This window comes from Microbacterium sp. P5_B6 (assembly GCF_056400345.1).
Window position 1 is genome coordinate 121,168 of sequence record NZ_JBFULL010000006.1, and the last position, 16,296, is coordinate 137,463.

Genomic DNA, 16,296 nt, shown 5'->3' on the forward strand with positions numbered 1-16,296 from the left:
GCGCCGACACGCGCCTCACTTGGCGAGGTGCTTTCTATCGCTCAGGAGTACCCGTCAATGGCGATCCATCGGGGGTCGAGCTGATACGCATCCGACCCCTGCGGCAACCGGCCATGGAATCGCGGCATGACGACGAGGGGCGACGTGTGCAGGACCCCTGACACGTAGGCACCCCAGTAGGAGAAGGTGGAGTTGGTGCCGATGATTCGGCTGGCGCCGGCAACGGCAGTGAAATTCGATACGGGCTCGCGCTCGGCGAAATCCACGGTGCGGGAGGCCGCTTCCACCATCTCGAGGAGGTTCGCTCGGCACCATTCAGGGTCATCCGACACGATCAGCGTGCGGTCGGCGAATCCCACCCTCATAAGGGCGTCCTGCAGGTAGCCGTGCTGGTCGAACCCATACCGCGAGCGGTGGTTCTGGTCGCTGTAGTAGTCCCCGCGTCGGATGTTGATCACGAGCATCCCGCTGTCATCGCGGGCGATGTACGGGGCGAGGCAGTCGGAGATGAAGGCGTCCAGGGACTCCCTCGTGAAGTCCAAGCCAAATCGCTGCTTCCACGACGTTTCGATGTCCCAGTCCCGGCGATCATGGAACCGAATGAATTCGCGAGAGACGGTCAAGCCTCGGAGGGCGGGGAAGGCATCGAGCCACACGTCCATTCCCGGTGCTTGCAGAATGACCGTGGGCTCCCCCGCGGCGGTGCGTTGATGGGCATCCAGCCATAGATAGAGCCAGTTGCCGAACCGGAGCCCGGCCTGCGGTGTCGTGATGAGCGTCCGGTCACCACGCCGCATAGCGTCGGCTGTGGTCGTTGTGATTCGTCCGACGCGCCAAGCGACATGCCGCGCAACGCGAGCGGGGAATCGTCGTGCATCCATCGGCTCACCCTAGTGCGGGCGGAAGCTCCTTCTCTGCTAGCGGGAGAGCAGAGCACGCAACTCGTTGCCGGCGTCGTCCTCTCGAACTGGCGGAGTGGGTCCCCACCGAGCGTGGCGGGCCATGGCAGCGGCGCCCCAGGCGACGCCGATCGAGGTGACGCCGAAGCGCTGCACTTTGCGCCGCAACCCCCTCACCTCCCCGACGGTACGAAACTCACGCCTGATCCAGCGGCGAAGGCCGGGGGAGCCGATGCCGCCGTCTCGGGCGAGGAGCACCATATGATTCCGCCGCGCGTAAAGCTTGTAGCGCGTGTCGAACCGCCGGCCCTTGATATGGGGTCCGGGAAGATGGTCCACGACGGCATCCGGTACGAAGATGGCCCTGCCCCCGGCGCGTTTGACACGCAGGAACATGTCGGTGTCTTCGCGCATGGCGGTGCCGGGGTAGTCGTCCCGGAAGCCTCCGAGCAGAGCCAACATGGACCGGCGGAACGACATGTTGGCGCCGATGCCGTGATCGACATCCGTGACCCCGCTCGGCAGCGAGGCGAAGCCCTCTGTGAGGGACCCGTCCGCAAGGAGGCGGCCGATGGGCTGATCGTACGAATCTTCACCGGGCTGCAGATTGCGGGTGCGGCCAGCGACAGCAGTCACCGTCGGATCTGCAAAGGCGCTGAGGAGCGCAGACTGCCAGGTGGTCGAGATCACGACGTCATCGTCGATGAAGCTGACGATGTCACCTCCGACGTGGCGAAGTCCTTCGTTGCGCGAGCGGGTCATCCAGCCGGCCAGCTGCGGCGCATGCACGTATGCTGCGGAGGGGAAATACGCCTCGACCATCGCGGGCGTACCGGCGGCCGAGGCATCTACGACGACGATCTCAGTATCGGGCGTGACGTTCTCCTTGAGCGACGTCAGGCACCGAAGCACGAAATCCGGGCGCTCGTACGTCACGATGCAGATGCTGTGGGTTGTCATGCGGTCCGTTCTGGGATCACTCGAATTCCCGCGGAGGGTCGGGTGACGGCACGAGATGCCCGATCCGCGCCAGTCTAAACTGATCGAGCCCGTCCTCCGGTGGACGATGCGGCAGCCTTGGGGAGAGCGTGTGGGACGGCCGACCATCAGCGTGATCATCCCGACGAACCGCGGCGGACCCTACCTGGCGGAGTCCGTCGCCTCTCTGCAGGCTCAGACTCTCGAGGCATCGGACGTCCTCCTCGTTGATGACGGCTCGCCGGCGCCGGGGCTGGAAGAGGTCGCGCGAGAACTCGGGCTGCGGTACTACCGGCAAGAGCCGTCCGGGATTGCCGCGGCACGCAACGCCGGCGTGCGCCAGGTCGATTCCGAGTGGATCGCATTCCTCGACGACGACGACCTCTGGCATCCAGACCGACTTCGCGCCCAGCTGGCTGCGCTGGCGAGCGCCCCGCGCGCGCTCGCGTGCTTCACCGGCGGCGAGTACATCGATGCGGACGGCCGGCCGATCGGCGAGCCGTGGGGAGCGCCGACTGCGTCGAACAACGAGATGCTCTGCGGCCGGGTCGCATCACCGAAGATCACCACGCTGCTCGTCCGCCGGGACGCGTACCTCGCCGTGGGGGGATGCCGGACATTGATGGAACCTTCGGAGGACAACGACCTCATCGCCCGTCTTCTGCTCGAGGGGGAATTCGTGCCCGTGGACCGGGCGCTCGTCTCTTATCGACGCCACGCCTCCAACGTCACCCGGCGAAGTTTGGCCGGCCGCCGGGCAGGGATGCGGTCGATTGGCGAGATGCTGCGAACCGCGAAGCGCGAGGGCGACACTGAGCGAATCGCATTGCTGCGCGCTCGACGACGGACAATCGTGTCGACCTCTGCCGACCAGAATCTCGGTGACCTGATCTCCGCCGTACGACGGCGGGAGGTGGGCTACGCAGCCCGGGTCGCCGCCTGGGGCGTCTTCACCCTGCCCATTGCGTCGCTTCATGCCGTCCGTCGACGCCGACAGGCGCGGCGCGAAGCGGCGTGATCAGCCTCGCGACACGGGAGCCGAATTGGACCACCGAGGGCCGGCGCCTTTCGGCAGGCGCTTGAGCAGGTAATACTCCAGGCGGTAGAGCGCTCGCATCCGCTCGTACTCGAACCTCGTTGACCCGACCCTCCCGAGGACACCACCGGGGACGTCGTGTGTCTTGTAATGGACGGTGGTCAGCGTCGCTCTGGGCCTGCGCGTCGCACGCTGATTGGCCTCCACCCGATATTCGAATGTGGTCGGGTGCGGGGCATGTCGAGCGGCCGCCATCGGTGCAAAACGACGGTAGATCCGGCCGATGAGATCGGCGCGACGCAGCAGGAAGAGCTGGTCGCTGAACCCCCAGTTGATGCTGTAGTCACCGATCCTTCCGACCTCTTCGCCCTCGAAGCCCCGCTCGTCGGCTCTCAAGCCTGGCCAGGCAAGGGACGTGTGAAAGAACTGGGGATGCTTCTCCAGGAGTTCGATCCCCGGGTCGACCCAGTTCGCCGGCATCGCGAGCTCGGTCTCCGCATCCCAGCCGAGAAGCCACTCGGAGGTGCAGACGTGCGGCATGACGAGGCCATAGTCCAGCAGATACGGATGCCGACGGAGCGACCGGCCGGTGAGCCCTGCCCGCTCCAGTGCAGCCTCGATGTGATCTGCCACGAATGCGTAGCTGGTGATCTCGCCCCTCGCGAGGAGAGTCTCGGCACGGGATCGCGCGTCTCGCTCGTCGTCTACGTTGTTCACGAGAGCGACGACCTCGTCGAACTGGCGCCGGTTGGCCTCGACCACCTTCGGGAAGAAGCCGGGCCCGAGGACGGACCGATACGTCCGTTCATAGGTGTTCACCACCAAGGCGACGCCCACGAGCTCAGCCCCGCCGCTCGCGGTAAACGCGCTCGTACTGGTCTGCCACTCGTTCGAGGTCGAAGAGCGCAGCGCGCTCCAGGGAACGGGAACGCCACTGCTCACGCTCGTCGCGGTCCTGCAGAAGCCGCACGATCGGCGTATCGATGTCATCCATGGCCGAGAGAATGCCGAATCTGCCGGCATGCGTCACGTATTGCGCGCCGTGGTTGGGGGTCGCCACCACCGGCAGCCCGGCAGTCATCGCCTCGGCATACGGGATGCCGAATCCCTCGTAGCTGGAGGGGAGGCAGAAGACCCACGCGCGGCGATACTCCTCCGCGAGTGCGTCGTCATCGAGGCGACCGAGTACGGCGACCCCGTCAGGGAGCGCAGCCGGGGCATCCTGTGTGACCATCCTGAGCCGAGCGCCAGGGACACGGGCCCTCACCCGCTCTGCGAAGATCGTCGCCAGCTCCGCGCCGCGCTTGCGGCCGCGCCACGTGCCCACAAACAGAACAGTGGGGTCAGGGCGCTCATCCTGCCGGGATCCGGGCGCGAATCGGTGCCTGTCGACACCGTTCGGGATCACGGTGCTGACCCAGGGCGTCCACCGCCGCGTCTGCRGTGAGATCAGGACCGTGCGGTCGGCGACGAGGCTCGCGAGAATCTCCGTGAAGCCGAGCAGGACCATGCGGGCCTTCTCCTTGACCCCGCGGATGTGGATGGCCTCCTCGAAGCACGACCCGTGCAGGGTGCGGACGTGCATGGGCACCCGGCGCCGCCACATCCAGTAGTCCTCACCATGGGCGTGCAGGACGTCGTACGATGACAGATCCCGGCGGCGCATCTCGAATGCGAAGCGAAAGGTGCGAAGCGACCCGGAGAGCGGAACGTGCACATGGTTGTACAGCGCGCCTGCGACGGGGGGACAGGGACTGAAGACGTCGACGTGATGCCCGCGACGCGATAGCTCGTCTGCCAGGGCGTCGACCTGGTACCCGACCCCGATCTTGCTCTCGCTGGGCAGGTAGTACGAGATCATCGCGATGCGCAGGGGTCCGGCCGCGCGCTCGTCAATCATGGCGCAAGCCCCGATCGAAGGGCATCTCCCCACCGATGCCCGTACCGAAGATCGGGTTCCAGATGGTTTCCCTCAGCCCACTCGTTCCACGACTTGACCCACAGGAGACGCTCCTCGTGCGGACGGTCCGCAAGCTGCGCCACAGCGGCCCGCACATTCCGCTCGAAACGATCGGGGGCGGCCCCCGTGACGGCGAGGCCCCGCCGGCCCGCCCGTGGCGTGTTGTCCCAGTTCGGATACACGCAGGGCTGGATGCTTGTCCCCCGAGGGTACGAATCGATCACCGCGTCCGAGTAGGGCCACACCTCGGGGCCACCGCGAAGTTTTCGCCGCGCCCGCATCCTGAGCGTCGTCGCACGATTGACTTCCACTGGGAGCCGCATGTACGCCGCCGCATCGAAGCCGTCGGCATCAGCGCTGGTGTAGCGCGGACCGCGGCCGAGCAGGTCGCTGACCTCCGCGACGAGGTACAGTCCGTCGAGTCCGGCGCGGCGCRCCATGGCCTGCCATCTGTCGACGAAAGCACGCGCATCGGGGAGTTCCTCTGGCCGGAACACGTAGAACAGGGGTTTTCCGTGGACCCGCACGTACCGTTCGTCCCGAAAGGCTGGGAGGACCGCCTGGAAATGGACCTCGTCGTCCTCGGGCCCCGGATATCGCTGTTCCTTCAGGACGCGGTCCGGCGCGCCATGCCAGGTGCCGGTCCATGTCTGATTCGCCCAAGCGAGGGCGAACCTGACGTCGGGCTCGCCGCTGGTGAGCACCTCGCGGAATGGGCGATCGAGGATACGGTCGCCCTCTCCGAACCAGTAGTGCCAGTAGACGAAGGCTTCGACGCCATAGCGACGCGCGAGCTCGGCCTGCGCGTGTCGCGTCTCGGGAACCCGCAGATCGTAGAAGCCGAGATCGGCGGGAAGCATCGGCTGCTCGTGGCCGCGGAAGAGGGACTTCGCCCTCGCCACGTTCGTCCACTCGGTGAAGCCGGGCCCCCACCACTCGTCGTTCTCGGGAATGGGGAAGTACTGCGGGAGGTAGAAGGCGAGTGCGCGGGCGGCGAGGGGCTCGGTGGTCATCTCCAGCTCGCAGTTCTCGTGGGCTCGGGACGGCGGAAGGTGAACCGGAAGGACGTCCGGTGCCTCGCCGGCCTCTTCATGCTAGTCGGCCGCGTCTGATCCCCTGCGGCCCGACCAAGCCCGCAATCGCGATCTCAGCCTGACGCGCGACTTCAGCCTTGCCAAGCGTTCGGACGGACGATTCCAGTTTCGCGCGTACGCATCCAGCGCGCGTCGGCAGTAGGCGAGAACGTCCGGCTCACGATCCGCGATCACATCAGCTGCGATTTCGTGAAGGAGGAACGAGTACTGGCTGTCTCGCGACTGGAACAGGTGGAACACGCCCCCGCGATAAAACGTGCCGAAGCCGAAGAGGCCCTCTGCGCCGAGGCGCCACTGCGGAAGTGCTGTGGCCCACGGCTCCAGGTATTCGATGTGGACGCCCTCGCGTACGGCCGCGTCATGAACGTCCTGCGCCGGATCGCTGGTTGGTGACGAGCCGAAGCTCGGCTGCCCGATCCTGTCCCAAGTGGAGCGAGCCACAGCTAGGAACATGGGGCCGGTGTAGATGCGGTCGGAGTCGACGTGTGCGCTTGCCTGGGCACAGCCAAGGATGCCGCCGGCTTCTGCCGCGGCGAATGCCCGATCGATGATCCCTGAGTTCAAGGGTATGCAGTCGATGTCGACGAAGAGCGCGCTGTCATCCGCTCCCAGACTGCTCATGCTTTGGTCGAGGAAGTCTCCGTGGTGGAGCCCCGTGGACTCGACCTGCTCGATCTCGTATCCGAGATGCCGGAATACCTCTGCCTGCTCGCGCACTATTGCAGGGTCGATGTTTTCCCAATGCAACGACATGATCCGGCGATGCCGCACGATTCCTMCAGGTTGAGAGCGACCGCAGCGCCGACCTTTCAATCGGCAGACTCCCACGTTCTGCAATCTCGCTGGTGCGCGCCCTGTCTGATGCTAGTTGGCTCCGTGGGTGGCAGTGGCGACGGCTCAAGCCGGTCCGAGCTTCCCCAGCTTGCATCTCGAGCGAACAGCGCGGAGCACGCGCGGTATTGTCAAGGCGTGACGGGTGCGGAGCGGATGTCCCGTGTTGCCGTTCTGGCTCACTTCGACCCGCACGGCGAGGTCGCCCCGCACGTGCGACGAACCATCCTCGCGATCGGCGCCGTCGTCGACCGCGTTCTCGTCGTCTCGACATCGGAACTCACAGAGGGCAGCCGCTCATGGCTTCGTGGGCACGCTGAACTCCTCGACCGCCGCAACGTCGGCCATGACTTCGCCAGCTACCGAGCTGGGCTGGAGCACATCGGTCTCGATGGGCTGACCACCCTGATCCTTTTGAATGACAGTGCGGTACTCCCGCTCGAGGATCTCCGGTACATGTTCGCGCGGATGGATCGCCGTAGAGCCGACGTGTGGGGGCTGACGCCCGGGTACGGGTTCTCGCCGCACCTTCAGTCGTACTTCCTGGTGTTCGGTCGAAAGGCCTGCGACTCCACAGCATTCCGCGCGTTCTGGGCTGCTCTTCGGACGCTGGACAGCCGTKATGAAGTGATCACGCGGTACGAGGTGGGGCTCTCGACCGACCTGCGCGCCGCCGGGCTTCGTCTGGAGTCCTACTTCCGCCCGTCGTACTACGACCGACTGATCGGTGCGGCGCGGGTCGACCATCGGGCGGGCGCGCTTTTCCTCTCCGAGCGACGCTGGAGGAAGCTCGCGGGGTGGACCAAACGCGTGTTCGCGCATGCTCGAGCACCGGAGTGGAATGCGGCCGCGGCACTCGCCGACCGCGCGTTGGGTTCGCCCCCGCGCCTGCCCTCGGTGAAGCTCTCCACATTGCGGGATGACCCTTATGAACTTGACACTCGGGCTCTGCTGTCGGCCTTCGAGGCGCGCTATCCTCTCGAGTTCGACGGGGTGCGCGATTACCTGCGGCGAGTGGATGTGTTCTACGGCGATCGCTGGGAGAGGGCGCAGCGCGTCGAGGCGGGTTGCGTGCGCTACCGACTCCCGCGCCCAGTAAGAGGGAAATAGGCGACCCTGTGACTCGAAGGCGGTCCGGCTGGCCGCGCTCAGTGCTGCGCCAGTGCGGATTGGACAGCGTCGAGGACCGGGTCGGGACTGCGAATGATGAGTGGGCCTCAGATGCGGGGGCGAAGCTTGCGGGCAACGTTTCGCAGGCCCGGGAACCGGGCGGCGACGTGGGCGCGAACGCGTTCGCGCCGCATCCCTGACGGCGGCCACAGCAACCGAGCGAGATCGTCCACTGCTCTGCGGAACGGACGGTCACGGTATTCCGGCGCTGCGAAAAGCTCGTAGAGCAAGTGCCGATGCAGGTCGCCGCCCAGATGTCCTCCTAACCCCTCTGCGATCGGGATCAAGCCTCCCCCGAGCCGCAGTGCGACTGCAGAGGAGAGGAAGGGCATTCCAAGTCGGGTGGTGCGCGATGTCGCCCGGGTGTGCACTCGATAGAAGACCGTGGACTGCGGCAGATGATGAATCGGCTCGAGACGCGCGACGTTGACCAGCAGCCAGTAGTCGTCCATTGCAGGAGCGTGAGGAGCAAAGCCACCCGCCAGGCGCAGCAGGGTGGGATCCGACAAGAAGCTGGTCGTCACCGAAACGGGCCCCCGGAGCATGGCCCGCACGTCGTGGACTTCGACGTCGCCTTTCCCCGCGGCATCCACGGCATCCACGGCATTCACGAGCGCGGATAACGCGTTCTCGCGTTCCACCCGGACGCTCGCCCACGCGCCGGCCAACTCGTCCATCTCGCGCAGGCGGTCGGCCTCCTCGATCGTGGAGAACGCCGTCTCATGCACGATCGCGATGCGGACGTCGGGATGCTGGCCGAGCCACGATACGACGCGCTGGAGGTGCTCGGGGTGCCACAGATCGTCCTGGTCGAGGAAGGCCACCCAGTCGCCAGTGACAAGGCTGAGGCCGTGATTGCGCGCGACTGCCACCCCGAGGTTGGTCTGCGAGACGACCGTCGGGCCGAGCGGATGTGCGCGCGCGATCTGGGCGCCGTTGTCGGTGGACCCGTCGTCGATCACGATCACCTGGGACGGCGCGAGCGTCTGTCGCTGGATGGATGTCAGCGTCTCGCTGATGTGGTCCGCACCGTTGAAGAGGGGGACGACGACGGAGACCCGTCGGGCGACCGCCGGGGTATCGACTTCCACCACGCGTTCAGCTCCGCCGGACGCGATGGCCGGGCACCTTCTCCTTCGACCGCGGGGGCTCCGGAGCACCTGGGTCCGCGAATACCCCTTCGAGTGTGGATGCCGGGTCCGCGAGGGGAGCGTCATCCACTGTGCCGCCGACCGGGCGGTACTCGCGCCGGTACTCGTAGGAGTAGGCGGACGAGTCGACACCCTTGATCGGGGCCTTGTTCAGCACCACGCCCAGCGCCCGACCCCCGGCCTTCGAGATCGTGTCGAGCGACTTCTCCAAAAGGTCGTAGGTGGTCCTGCCCAGGCTGACGACCACAAGCGCTCCGTCGGCCTGATGGGTCAGCACTGCGCCGTCGGTGACTGGCAGCAGCGGCGGGGCATCGATGATCACGGTCGCATGCTTGGCCAGGTCCTGTATGAGCTTATGCATGCGCTCGGACCCGAGCACCTCGCTGGGGTTCGGCGGAGTGCTTCCCGCCGTGAGCACGAAGAGGTTTTCGTATCGGGGGGTCCGCTGCAGCACATCGGCGATCTCCGCCCGGCCCGACAGGACATCACTCAGGCCGGCACCACCAGGCAGCCCCATGGTCTTGGCCACCGTCGACCGCCGCAGGTCGCCGTCGACGAGGACGACGGGCTTGCCGCTCGCTGACAGGGCAGCGGCGAGGTTGCAGGCGATGGTGGACTTTCCGTCGCTGGGGACGGGGCTCGTGACCACGATAGCGCGGGGCGGGTTGTCGACATCCATGAATTGGAGGTTGGTACGCAGCGATCGCAGCGCCTCCGATACCGCGAACCGGGTTCCCCCATCAGCCGGCGTCGACGAATCGAAGAGACGACTGTCGCCGGCATTCGTGAACGGGATGGTGCCGACGACCGGCAGGCCCGTGCGCGACTCCACTTCTTCCGCAGCACGGATGCGACGATCGGATGCCGTCCTCATGAGAGCGAACGCGATGCCCAGGCCAAGGCCGAGGACTCCTCCGACGATCAAGCTGGTGGTGAGATCAGGGAAGATCGGGGTTGTGGGCAGGATCGCCGACTGCGTCACGAAGATCGAGACGGGGGAAGAACCGGGGGTTCCGTCGCCCTCGGTGTCATCGATCGCGCTGGCCAGCGACTTCAGCCAGGTTTCGGCGAGCGCGACGGCTTCCGCGGGCGACTCGCCTGTGGCCGTGATGCGGATCAGGTTGGTGTCTGCGGGATTCTCGATGGTGATGCGTGAGACGGCTTCGCTCGGAGTTGCATCGAGCCCTAGCGTTTCAATGGCACCCTCGGCGACGATCCTCCAGGTCGCCATGTCGATGTAGGTGGGAAGCTTCGAGCGGGCGAAGCTGTCGAACTGCGGCCCCATGACGAGGTTCTGGTTCTGTTCCTGCTCCTGGGCGACCTCTCGAGTCTGGACCACGCCGATGGCCGTGGCCTGGTACACGGGAGTCTGAAGGAGGTACCAACCGTATGCCGCAGCGAGGCCGACGATGGTCATGAGAAGGACGGCGAACCAATGGCGGCGCAAGCCGCGAACGTACTCCCGCAGCTCCATGGGCCCTCCAGTGGTGTGAGTCTTCGGATTCGGGTGCCGCAACGTCGCCCGAGAAGTGGCTCCATCGTATGTCACGGCCGCCCTGGAGTCAGACGGCGTCCTTCGTTGTCACCGCGTCGACGTCGCCGATGCCTGATGTGACCCCGTCATGCACTGACGCGGCGTCGTGACTTCGCCTGCGATCGGCATCAAGTGCCTCCGCCCCCAGGCAGATGCCGGCGATCACGAACGGGATGGAGACCTGCGCCGCAACCCAGAACAGGTCGAACTGCGCCTGCACGATGCGACTGCCGATGACCGCGATCGCAAGGGTGCCGAACCGAGGATCGACGCGCCACAGCACCACGAAGAACCCGAGCCACATCGCCGCGAACCCGATGACTCCCAGTGCGCCAGCCGACGCCGCGACTTCGAGTTCGGCTTGCGGGGGCTGGAAGCTGACTGCGACGTCGGTGTACCAATACCGAAGCCCATGACCGAACACCGGCGATTGCTTCCAGAAGGCGTAGACCGCTCTGGCCCAGTCGACCCGTTGAAAGAACGAGTTGAACTTGTTCTGCGACTCCACCTGATCGATAACCGTCGTCGTGATCAGCCAGGCCGCTGGGATGAAGAGCAGCAGCGCAAGACGGGACGTTCCGTGGACTCCTCGTCGAAGGACGACGAAGATGATCGCCACCACGAGCCCAATGATCGCCTGACGCGATTGGGTCATGACGATCGCGCAGATGAGCACCCAGAACACTGGAGCGCGGAGAGATCTCGTCCAGCGGGCCCAATCGGGATTGACGAAGACGGTCAGCGCCATGAAGGCCATCAGGGTCCCAGCGAAGTTCTTGTGCATGGCGAATGGCCACGCCGGATAAACTTCGCCAAAATTGCCGTGGGTATACTGCAGCAATCCCGTCCCGAGAGTGCCGGCGGCGATGACCAGCGCGGCACCAACCATGAGGTTCAGAGCTAGGCGCGCGTACCCCCGGCGGGCGACTGACCAGCCCACGACGAGGGCGCCGGAGATCAGCAGCCACGCATGGAACCACTCGACAGTATTCGCGGTATAGGGATGGATGATGACGGTGAACACCGTAGCGAAMTGATAGACGAGATTCAGAACGAGCATCGTCCGTAGGGGGCGGCTATAGGGACGGTCTCCGAGGAGCAGGGCGGTGCCGAACGCCGCTGCCAGTGCCACGTCCGAAGCGGACAGGCCGCTCCCTCCAAGGCCGAGGCGGTCCGCGATGAAGAGCACGGGCATGGCCATCAGAGCGATCGCCATCGGCTCAGAGAAGGACAGCACCGCTCCGATTACCAGCACGCCGACCACGGCAGCCGTCAGTACGCCGTTCTGCACACCACGGTCGAGCAGGAAGAACGCGCCCAGGACCGTGCCCCCTGCTAGCAGGGTCCATCGCCACCCGTCTGCCCACAGATCCGCCAGACGGATGCGCATCATCTGCGCACGAACGCTCGTGCCCATGGCCAGCGCTCCTTTCGCACAGATCGGTCAAGTATCGCAGGTGTGCTCAGTGCGATCGTGAGAGCAGTCCCTGCGCGACGAGCCGGTCGATGAACTCTTCGACCGACGTCCGAATCTCATCCGCCGGCAGCCCCATCACCTTTGCAACTCGTTCAACGGCGCCCTCGAGCGGGCCCGTATCAACGGCGAGCCAGATGGTGGCGGCGGTGCCCCGCAGGACGGTGATCGGCCCACGAGGCAGCGACGCAACATAGACGGCATCGTCGCGCTGCCAGACGGCGACCCGATCGAAGCTTGTTAGGTCGCTCATGACCCCCGCCTTCGCGTCCACGCGCGCACCTCGACGGCAGCCTGACGCGGCCGGCGCAGGAACTCCCGGAACACCTCTCGTCGCGTCGGCTCTCGCCCGAGATCGATCCGAAGGTGCTCTACATTAACGCGAGGGGCACGCGCGACGAGGGTGAGAGCCTCCCCTACCGAGGATGCGGCGCGGATGCGCCCCCACCATTCCGCGCCTCGGGACCCTCCTTCCGAGACCGCCTTCCAGAGGCGATACTCCCGAGATCCGCGGAACTTCTCCAGATCGCCCGTGACYACGGCCAGGGCAACACGTGCGCGCARCTCATCAGCCAGCCGGACGAGCCGCTCTCGTTCGTCGGGCGACGCGCGATCCCAGATCCATTCGACATCGCGATTGGCCCTGCCGCTCCCGCGGGCGGCGTTCAGGAGAAGCAGGAGCGCCTGCGCATCGATGCCGGGGACTCGACACGCGACCCCCAGTTCATCGATGACGTTCCCATGACTGTCGAGCACGTCGAAGGCAGCTGCGGGGTTCAGGCGGATCCCGGGGAAGGCACGGTGGAGGTCGAGGTACCCCCACGTGTCGTGAAGGTAGGTCTGTGCGTGTCCGAACGGGGATCCGTAGGCGAAGGTGCTGTAGAGCTTCCAGCCTTCGAGCCGGATCGCGCGATCCAGACGCGACACGTCAGCAGGTCGAACCAGGACGTCGACATCGGTGCCCAGGTGCATCGGACGAAGCGAGGGATCGACGGCATCCCCTTTGATGTGGAGCAGGTCGGCGCCGATGCGGTCGGCGACCACCTGTACGGCGGCGCGACCGAAACGAAGCCGCACGTCGAGCGGGACCCCCACTTCCTCCAACACAGCGCCAGCCTACCCAGCCCGTGTCCCACGGTTACGCCTCTACTGCAGCGCGCTCGTAAGGCGCGCGAGGTTGTCGAGCACGGTGGACCGCAGCGGCTGCTTCTCCCACTCTTCGAGCGTCAGCTCGCGGCTGAGATCGCGATAGCGCTGCTCGACCGTCCGCATCTCACGGACGAACTCTCCGCCGCGCACCAGCATCGAGATCTCCATGTTGAGACCGAACGAGCGCATGTCCATGTTGCTCGACCCGATGATCGCCGTCTCGTCATCGACCGTCATCGACTTGGAGTGCAGGATGAACGGCCGCGGGTACATCCAGATCTTGACGCCGGCTTTCAGCAGCACCTCGTAGTAGCTGCGCTGGGCATGGTAGACGACCGCCTGGTCGCCCTCCTCGGAGACGAAGAGCTCGACCTCGAGCCCGCGGTGGCACGCCGTCGTGATCGCATTGAGCAGTGCCTCGTCGGGGACGAAGTAGGGGCTCACGATGATGATCTTCTTCTGCGCGTAGTACAAGAGCCCGAGGAAGAGCCGAAGGTTGTTCTCGAACTCGAACCCTGGCCCTGAGGGGATGATCTGGCAGTCGAGGTCGCCGGGACCTGTCTCCACGGCGAACAGATTGATGTCGTCGGTGAGGACCTCGTCTGTCTCGCTGTACCAGTCGGAGAGGAAGACGGCGTTGATGGATGCCACGACCGGACCCTGCATGCGGACCATGAGGTCGACCCAATGGAGGCCGCGCTTGATGTTCTTGCGGAGGTTGTACGTCGAGTCCGTGACGTTCTGCGACCCCATGAAGGCGATCGTGCCGTCCACGACGAGGAGCTTCCGGTGGTTGCGCAGATCGGGACGCTGGTATTTTCCCTTGAACGGCTGGACCGGCAGCATCAGCTGCCACTGCGCGCCCATGGCATCCAGTCGCTTCAGCGTCTTGCGGTAGAACGGCTTGCCGCGGTTGGCCCAGTGGTCAAGCAGCACGCGCACGGTGACGCCCTGGGCCGCGACCTCTTCGAGCGCCCGGAAGAAGTTGTCGGTCGAGGCATCCGTCTGCAGGATGTAGAACTCGACGTGCACGTAGCGCTCGGCACCGCGAATCGCGTCCGCCATGGCATCGAGGCTCTCCTGGTAGTCCGGGATGAGATGGGCCCCATTATCACCGGCGAGCGGCATGGCGCCGAGGTTGCGGTTCAGGGTCACAAGCGACGTGAACCACTCCGGCGCGTGGGGACGCAGGGTGCCGAAGTCCAGATGCGCACTGGTGTCGTGGATGTACTCGTTGATGCGCTCCTGCTTGCGGCGGCGCTTTCGCGGAAGGCGAGGATTGCCGATCAGCAAGAACAGGAGGACGCCGATGAGCGGGATGAAGTAGATGGCCAGGAGCCAAGCTGTCGCCGAAGTCGGGCGCCGGTTGCGCGGCACAACGATGATCGCGAGCACACGCACGACGAGGTCGAACACGAACACCAGAACGAGCCACCAGGACGCGTCGAACGTGAACGTGATCAAGCCCCGGTCACCCCCTCATCGCCGCCGGGCATGACGGTCTGCCCCAGCGTAGTGCCCGGGCCGGACGTCAGCGTGGAGCGTCGTTCGCAGCGGGGTTGGTCGCTGCGAGCCCACGCCTGGCCCGCTGCTCGGCCTCGATGCGGTCGTATGCGCGGCGTTCGGTGCGGTCAGCACGGATGATGCTGCGGAGGATGTAAAAGAACAGGATGCTCACGACGACGGTAGGCAGAAGCGCCCAGAACACCGCCACCCAATAGTTCTCCACAGGTCAAGGATACGCCGGGCGCTCCTGCACAATGGCCGCTGGTGGCGGGTTATCCAGGTCGGCGGAATCCGTCGGTTCGACGCCCCACCGGACGTCCAGCCTCGACGCATGACAACCATCGTGAAAGCCGCAAGCGCGGCGCAATTCCTCGCCCTCGTCCCCCGGATGCTCGGCTATCGCCCCACGCAGAGCCTGGTGCTGATCCCCTTCGCCGGGTCGCGAAGCCTCGGCGCCATGCGCATCGACCTTCCCGTCGACGCGGCATCGATCGACGCGGCCGCCGCAACGGTGCTCGGCATGGTGTGCCGGCTGCCCGACGCCGACGCCGTCGTCGCTGTCACCTACACCGATGCATCCTTCGCGGACGGGATGCCGCACACCGATCTCTCCGCCGCCCTCGCCAGTCGGGCTGAGGCCTGCGGCATCCATCTGAATGACTCCCTGTGCGTCGCCGCCGAGGCGTGGGGCTCGTATCTGGACCCAGAGCTCCCTCCCCCGGGCCGGCCGCTCGCCGACCTCGGCGACGAGCCCCACGGAGCAGCGCATCTAGCGATCGCTGAAGGCGATCAGGCGGTCGGCGTCGAACTGCCAACACTGACCGACCTCGAGTGCGAGGTGGTCGCCGACGCTCTCCGAAGTCTTGCCGACGCCGTCGGCGTGCTCTGCGGGCCCGATGCCGGCACCGCCAGTTCTGCGCCATCCCGGCGTGTGGACCCTCTGGCGCTGTCTGTGGTCTGCACGCTGGACGACCTCCCGGCGCTCTTCGAGGACGCCCTCCGGTGGGACCCGGACGACCTGGCGCCCTACGACGCTGCCGCCATCATCTGGTGCCTCTCCCGGCCGGCGCTTCGCGACATCGCTCTGGTCGGCTGGTGCGGCGGGCTCGCGGCCGGCGACGAGGCGTTCGACGCGCAGCTTCGGTGGGAGGCGGGCGAGGAGTACCCCGCACACCTGGCGATGCACATGTGGGGCGAGGGGGAGCGTCCGGACCCCGAGCGATTGGAGCGCGCCCTCGCCCTCGCGCGCCGCGCCGCCGCTCTCGCACCGCGCTTGTCGCAAGCCGGTCCGCTTGCGACGTGCGCGTGGCTCTCGTGGGCGCTGGGCCGCTCCACTCATGCCGAGCTCTATGCCCGGCACGCCTGTGAGATCGAACCCGAGCACGGGCTCGCCGAGATCGTGCAGTCCTTTGTGCACGCGGGTCATCTGCCGGACTGGGCGTTCCGCCGGCGCTGATGTGCCCGCCCTGTGCAGCTCGGTCCTGAATCGGCCGATCCTCCACATGCCACAATGA

The 16,296-nt window shown here is 66.1% G+C and carries 16 protein-coding genes; 3 read left to right on the top strand and 13 right to left on the bottom strand.

Annotated features, from left to right (window positions below; all coding sequences use genetic code 11):
• Positions 1–41: 41 nt before the first annotated feature.
• Together AC1DP3_RS09960 and AC1DP3_RS09965 are read right to left on the bottom strand one after the other, a co-directional pair.
• On the bottom strand, positions 42–797 hold the full coding sequence (locus AC1DP3_RS09960; RefSeq protein ID WP_477293010.1) for an alpha-1,2-fucosyltransferase: 756 nt from the start codon (positions 795–797) through the stop codon (positions 42–44).
• A 120-nt stretch (positions 798–917) separates the two neighbouring features.
• Positions 918–1,859, bottom strand: coding sequence for a glycosyltransferase family 2 protein (locus AC1DP3_RS09965; protein WP_477293011.1), 942 nt, complete (start codon positions 1,857–1,859; stop codon positions 918–920).
• A gap of 130 nt (positions 1,860–1,989) precedes the next feature.
• On the opposite strand from AC1DP3_RS09965, the gene AC1DP3_RS09970 reads away from it, so the two are divergent.
• A complete protein-coding gene (locus AC1DP3_RS09970) occupies positions 1,990–2,895 on the top strand; it encodes a glycosyltransferase family 2 protein (RefSeq protein ID WP_477293012.1) in 906 nt (301 codons plus the stop codon).
• On the opposite strand, the gene AC1DP3_RS09975 is transcribed toward AC1DP3_RS09970, so the two are convergent.
• From AC1DP3_RS09975 to AC1DP3_RS09990, 4 genes are all read right to left on the bottom strand, one after another.
• On the bottom strand, positions 2,896–3,750 hold the full coding sequence (locus tag AC1DP3_RS09975; RefSeq protein WP_477293013.1) for a hypothetical protein: 855 nt from the start codon (positions 3,748–3,750) through the stop codon (positions 2,896–2,898).
• A gap of 4 nt (positions 3,751–3,754) precedes the next feature.
• Positions 3,755–4,813: a glycosyltransferase family 4 protein gene (locus tag AC1DP3_RS09980; RefSeq protein WP_477293014.1), complete on the bottom strand. Its 1,059-nt coding sequence runs from the start codon at positions 4,811–4,813 to the stop codon at positions 3,755–3,757.
• Positions 4,810–5,886: a glycosyltransferase WbsX family protein gene (locus AC1DP3_RS09985; RefSeq protein WP_477293015.1), complete on the bottom strand. Its 1,077-nt coding sequence runs from the start codon at positions 5,884–5,886 to the stop codon at positions 4,810–4,812. The genes AC1DP3_RS09980 and AC1DP3_RS09985 overlap by 4 nt, the downstream gene beginning before the upstream one ends.
• An 81-nt stretch (positions 5,887–5,967) precedes the next feature.
• Positions 5,968–6,684, bottom strand: coding sequence for a hypothetical protein (locus tag AC1DP3_RS09990; protein WP_477293016.1), 717 nt, complete (start codon positions 6,682–6,684; stop codon positions 5,968–5,970).
• Between the two features lie 252 nt (positions 6,685–6,936).
• On the opposite strand from AC1DP3_RS09990, the gene AC1DP3_RS09995 reads away from it, so the two are divergent.
• Positions 6,937–7,908: a rhamnan synthesis F family protein gene (locus AC1DP3_RS09995; protein ID WP_477293017.1), complete on the top strand. Its 972-nt coding sequence runs from the start codon at positions 6,937–6,939 to the stop codon at positions 7,906–7,908.
• 107 nt (positions 7,909–8,015) lie between these two features.
• On the opposite strand, the gene AC1DP3_RS10000 is transcribed toward AC1DP3_RS09995, so the two are convergent.
• The 7 genes from AC1DP3_RS10000 to AC1DP3_RS10030 all read right to left on the bottom strand — a co-directional run bounded on the left by AC1DP3_RS10000 (position 8,016) and on the right by AC1DP3_RS10030 (position 15,005).
• Positions 8,016–9,062, bottom strand: a complete 1,047-nt coding sequence (locus tag AC1DP3_RS10000) for a glycosyltransferase family A protein (protein WP_477293018.1) — start codon at positions 9,060–9,062, stop codon at positions 8,016–8,018.
• Positions 9,063–9,066: 4 nt separating this feature from the next.
• Positions 9,067–10,593, bottom strand: a complete 1,527-nt coding sequence (locus tag AC1DP3_RS10005; protein WP_477293019.1) for a tyrosine-protein kinase domain-containing protein — start codon at positions 10,591–10,593, stop codon at positions 9,067–9,069.
• A gap of 88 nt (positions 10,594–10,681) precedes the next feature.
• Positions 10,682–12,070, bottom strand: a complete 1,389-nt coding sequence (locus AC1DP3_RS10010; protein WP_477293020.1) for an O-antigen ligase family protein — start codon at positions 12,068–12,070, stop codon at positions 10,682–10,684.
• A 46-nt stretch (positions 12,071–12,116) separates the two neighbouring features.
• Positions 12,117–12,380, bottom strand: coding sequence for a PqqD family protein (locus AC1DP3_RS10015; RefSeq protein WP_477293021.1), 264 nt, complete (start codon positions 12,378–12,380; stop codon positions 12,117–12,119).
• On the bottom strand, positions 12,377–13,234 hold the full coding sequence (locus AC1DP3_RS10020; RefSeq protein ID WP_477293022.1) for a nucleotidyltransferase family protein: 858 nt from the start codon (positions 13,232–13,234) through the stop codon (positions 12,377–12,379). Before AC1DP3_RS10020 ends, AC1DP3_RS10015 begins: the two co-directional genes overlap by 4 nt.
• A gap of 39 nt (positions 13,235–13,273) precedes the next feature.
• Complete coding sequence (gene cls, locus AC1DP3_RS10025) at positions 13,274–14,740, bottom strand: cardiolipin synthase (RefSeq protein ID WP_477293023.1); 1,467 nt, start codon at positions 14,738–14,740, stop codon at positions 13,274–13,276.
• 67 nt (positions 14,741–14,807) lie between these two features.
• Positions 14,808–15,005 (bottom strand): hypothetical protein, encoded by a 198-nt coding sequence (locus tag AC1DP3_RS10030; RefSeq protein WP_477293024.1) that lies wholly within the window; start codon positions 15,003–15,005, stop codon positions 14,808–14,810.
• A gap of 108 nt (positions 15,006–15,113) precedes the next feature.
• Between AC1DP3_RS10030 and AC1DP3_RS10035 the strand changes: the two genes are divergently transcribed.
• Positions 15,114–16,238, top strand: a complete 1,125-nt coding sequence (locus AC1DP3_RS10035) for a DUF4192 family protein (RefSeq protein ID WP_477293025.1) — start codon at positions 15,114–15,116, stop codon at positions 16,236–16,238.
• Positions 16,239–16,296 lie beyond the last annotated feature (58 nt).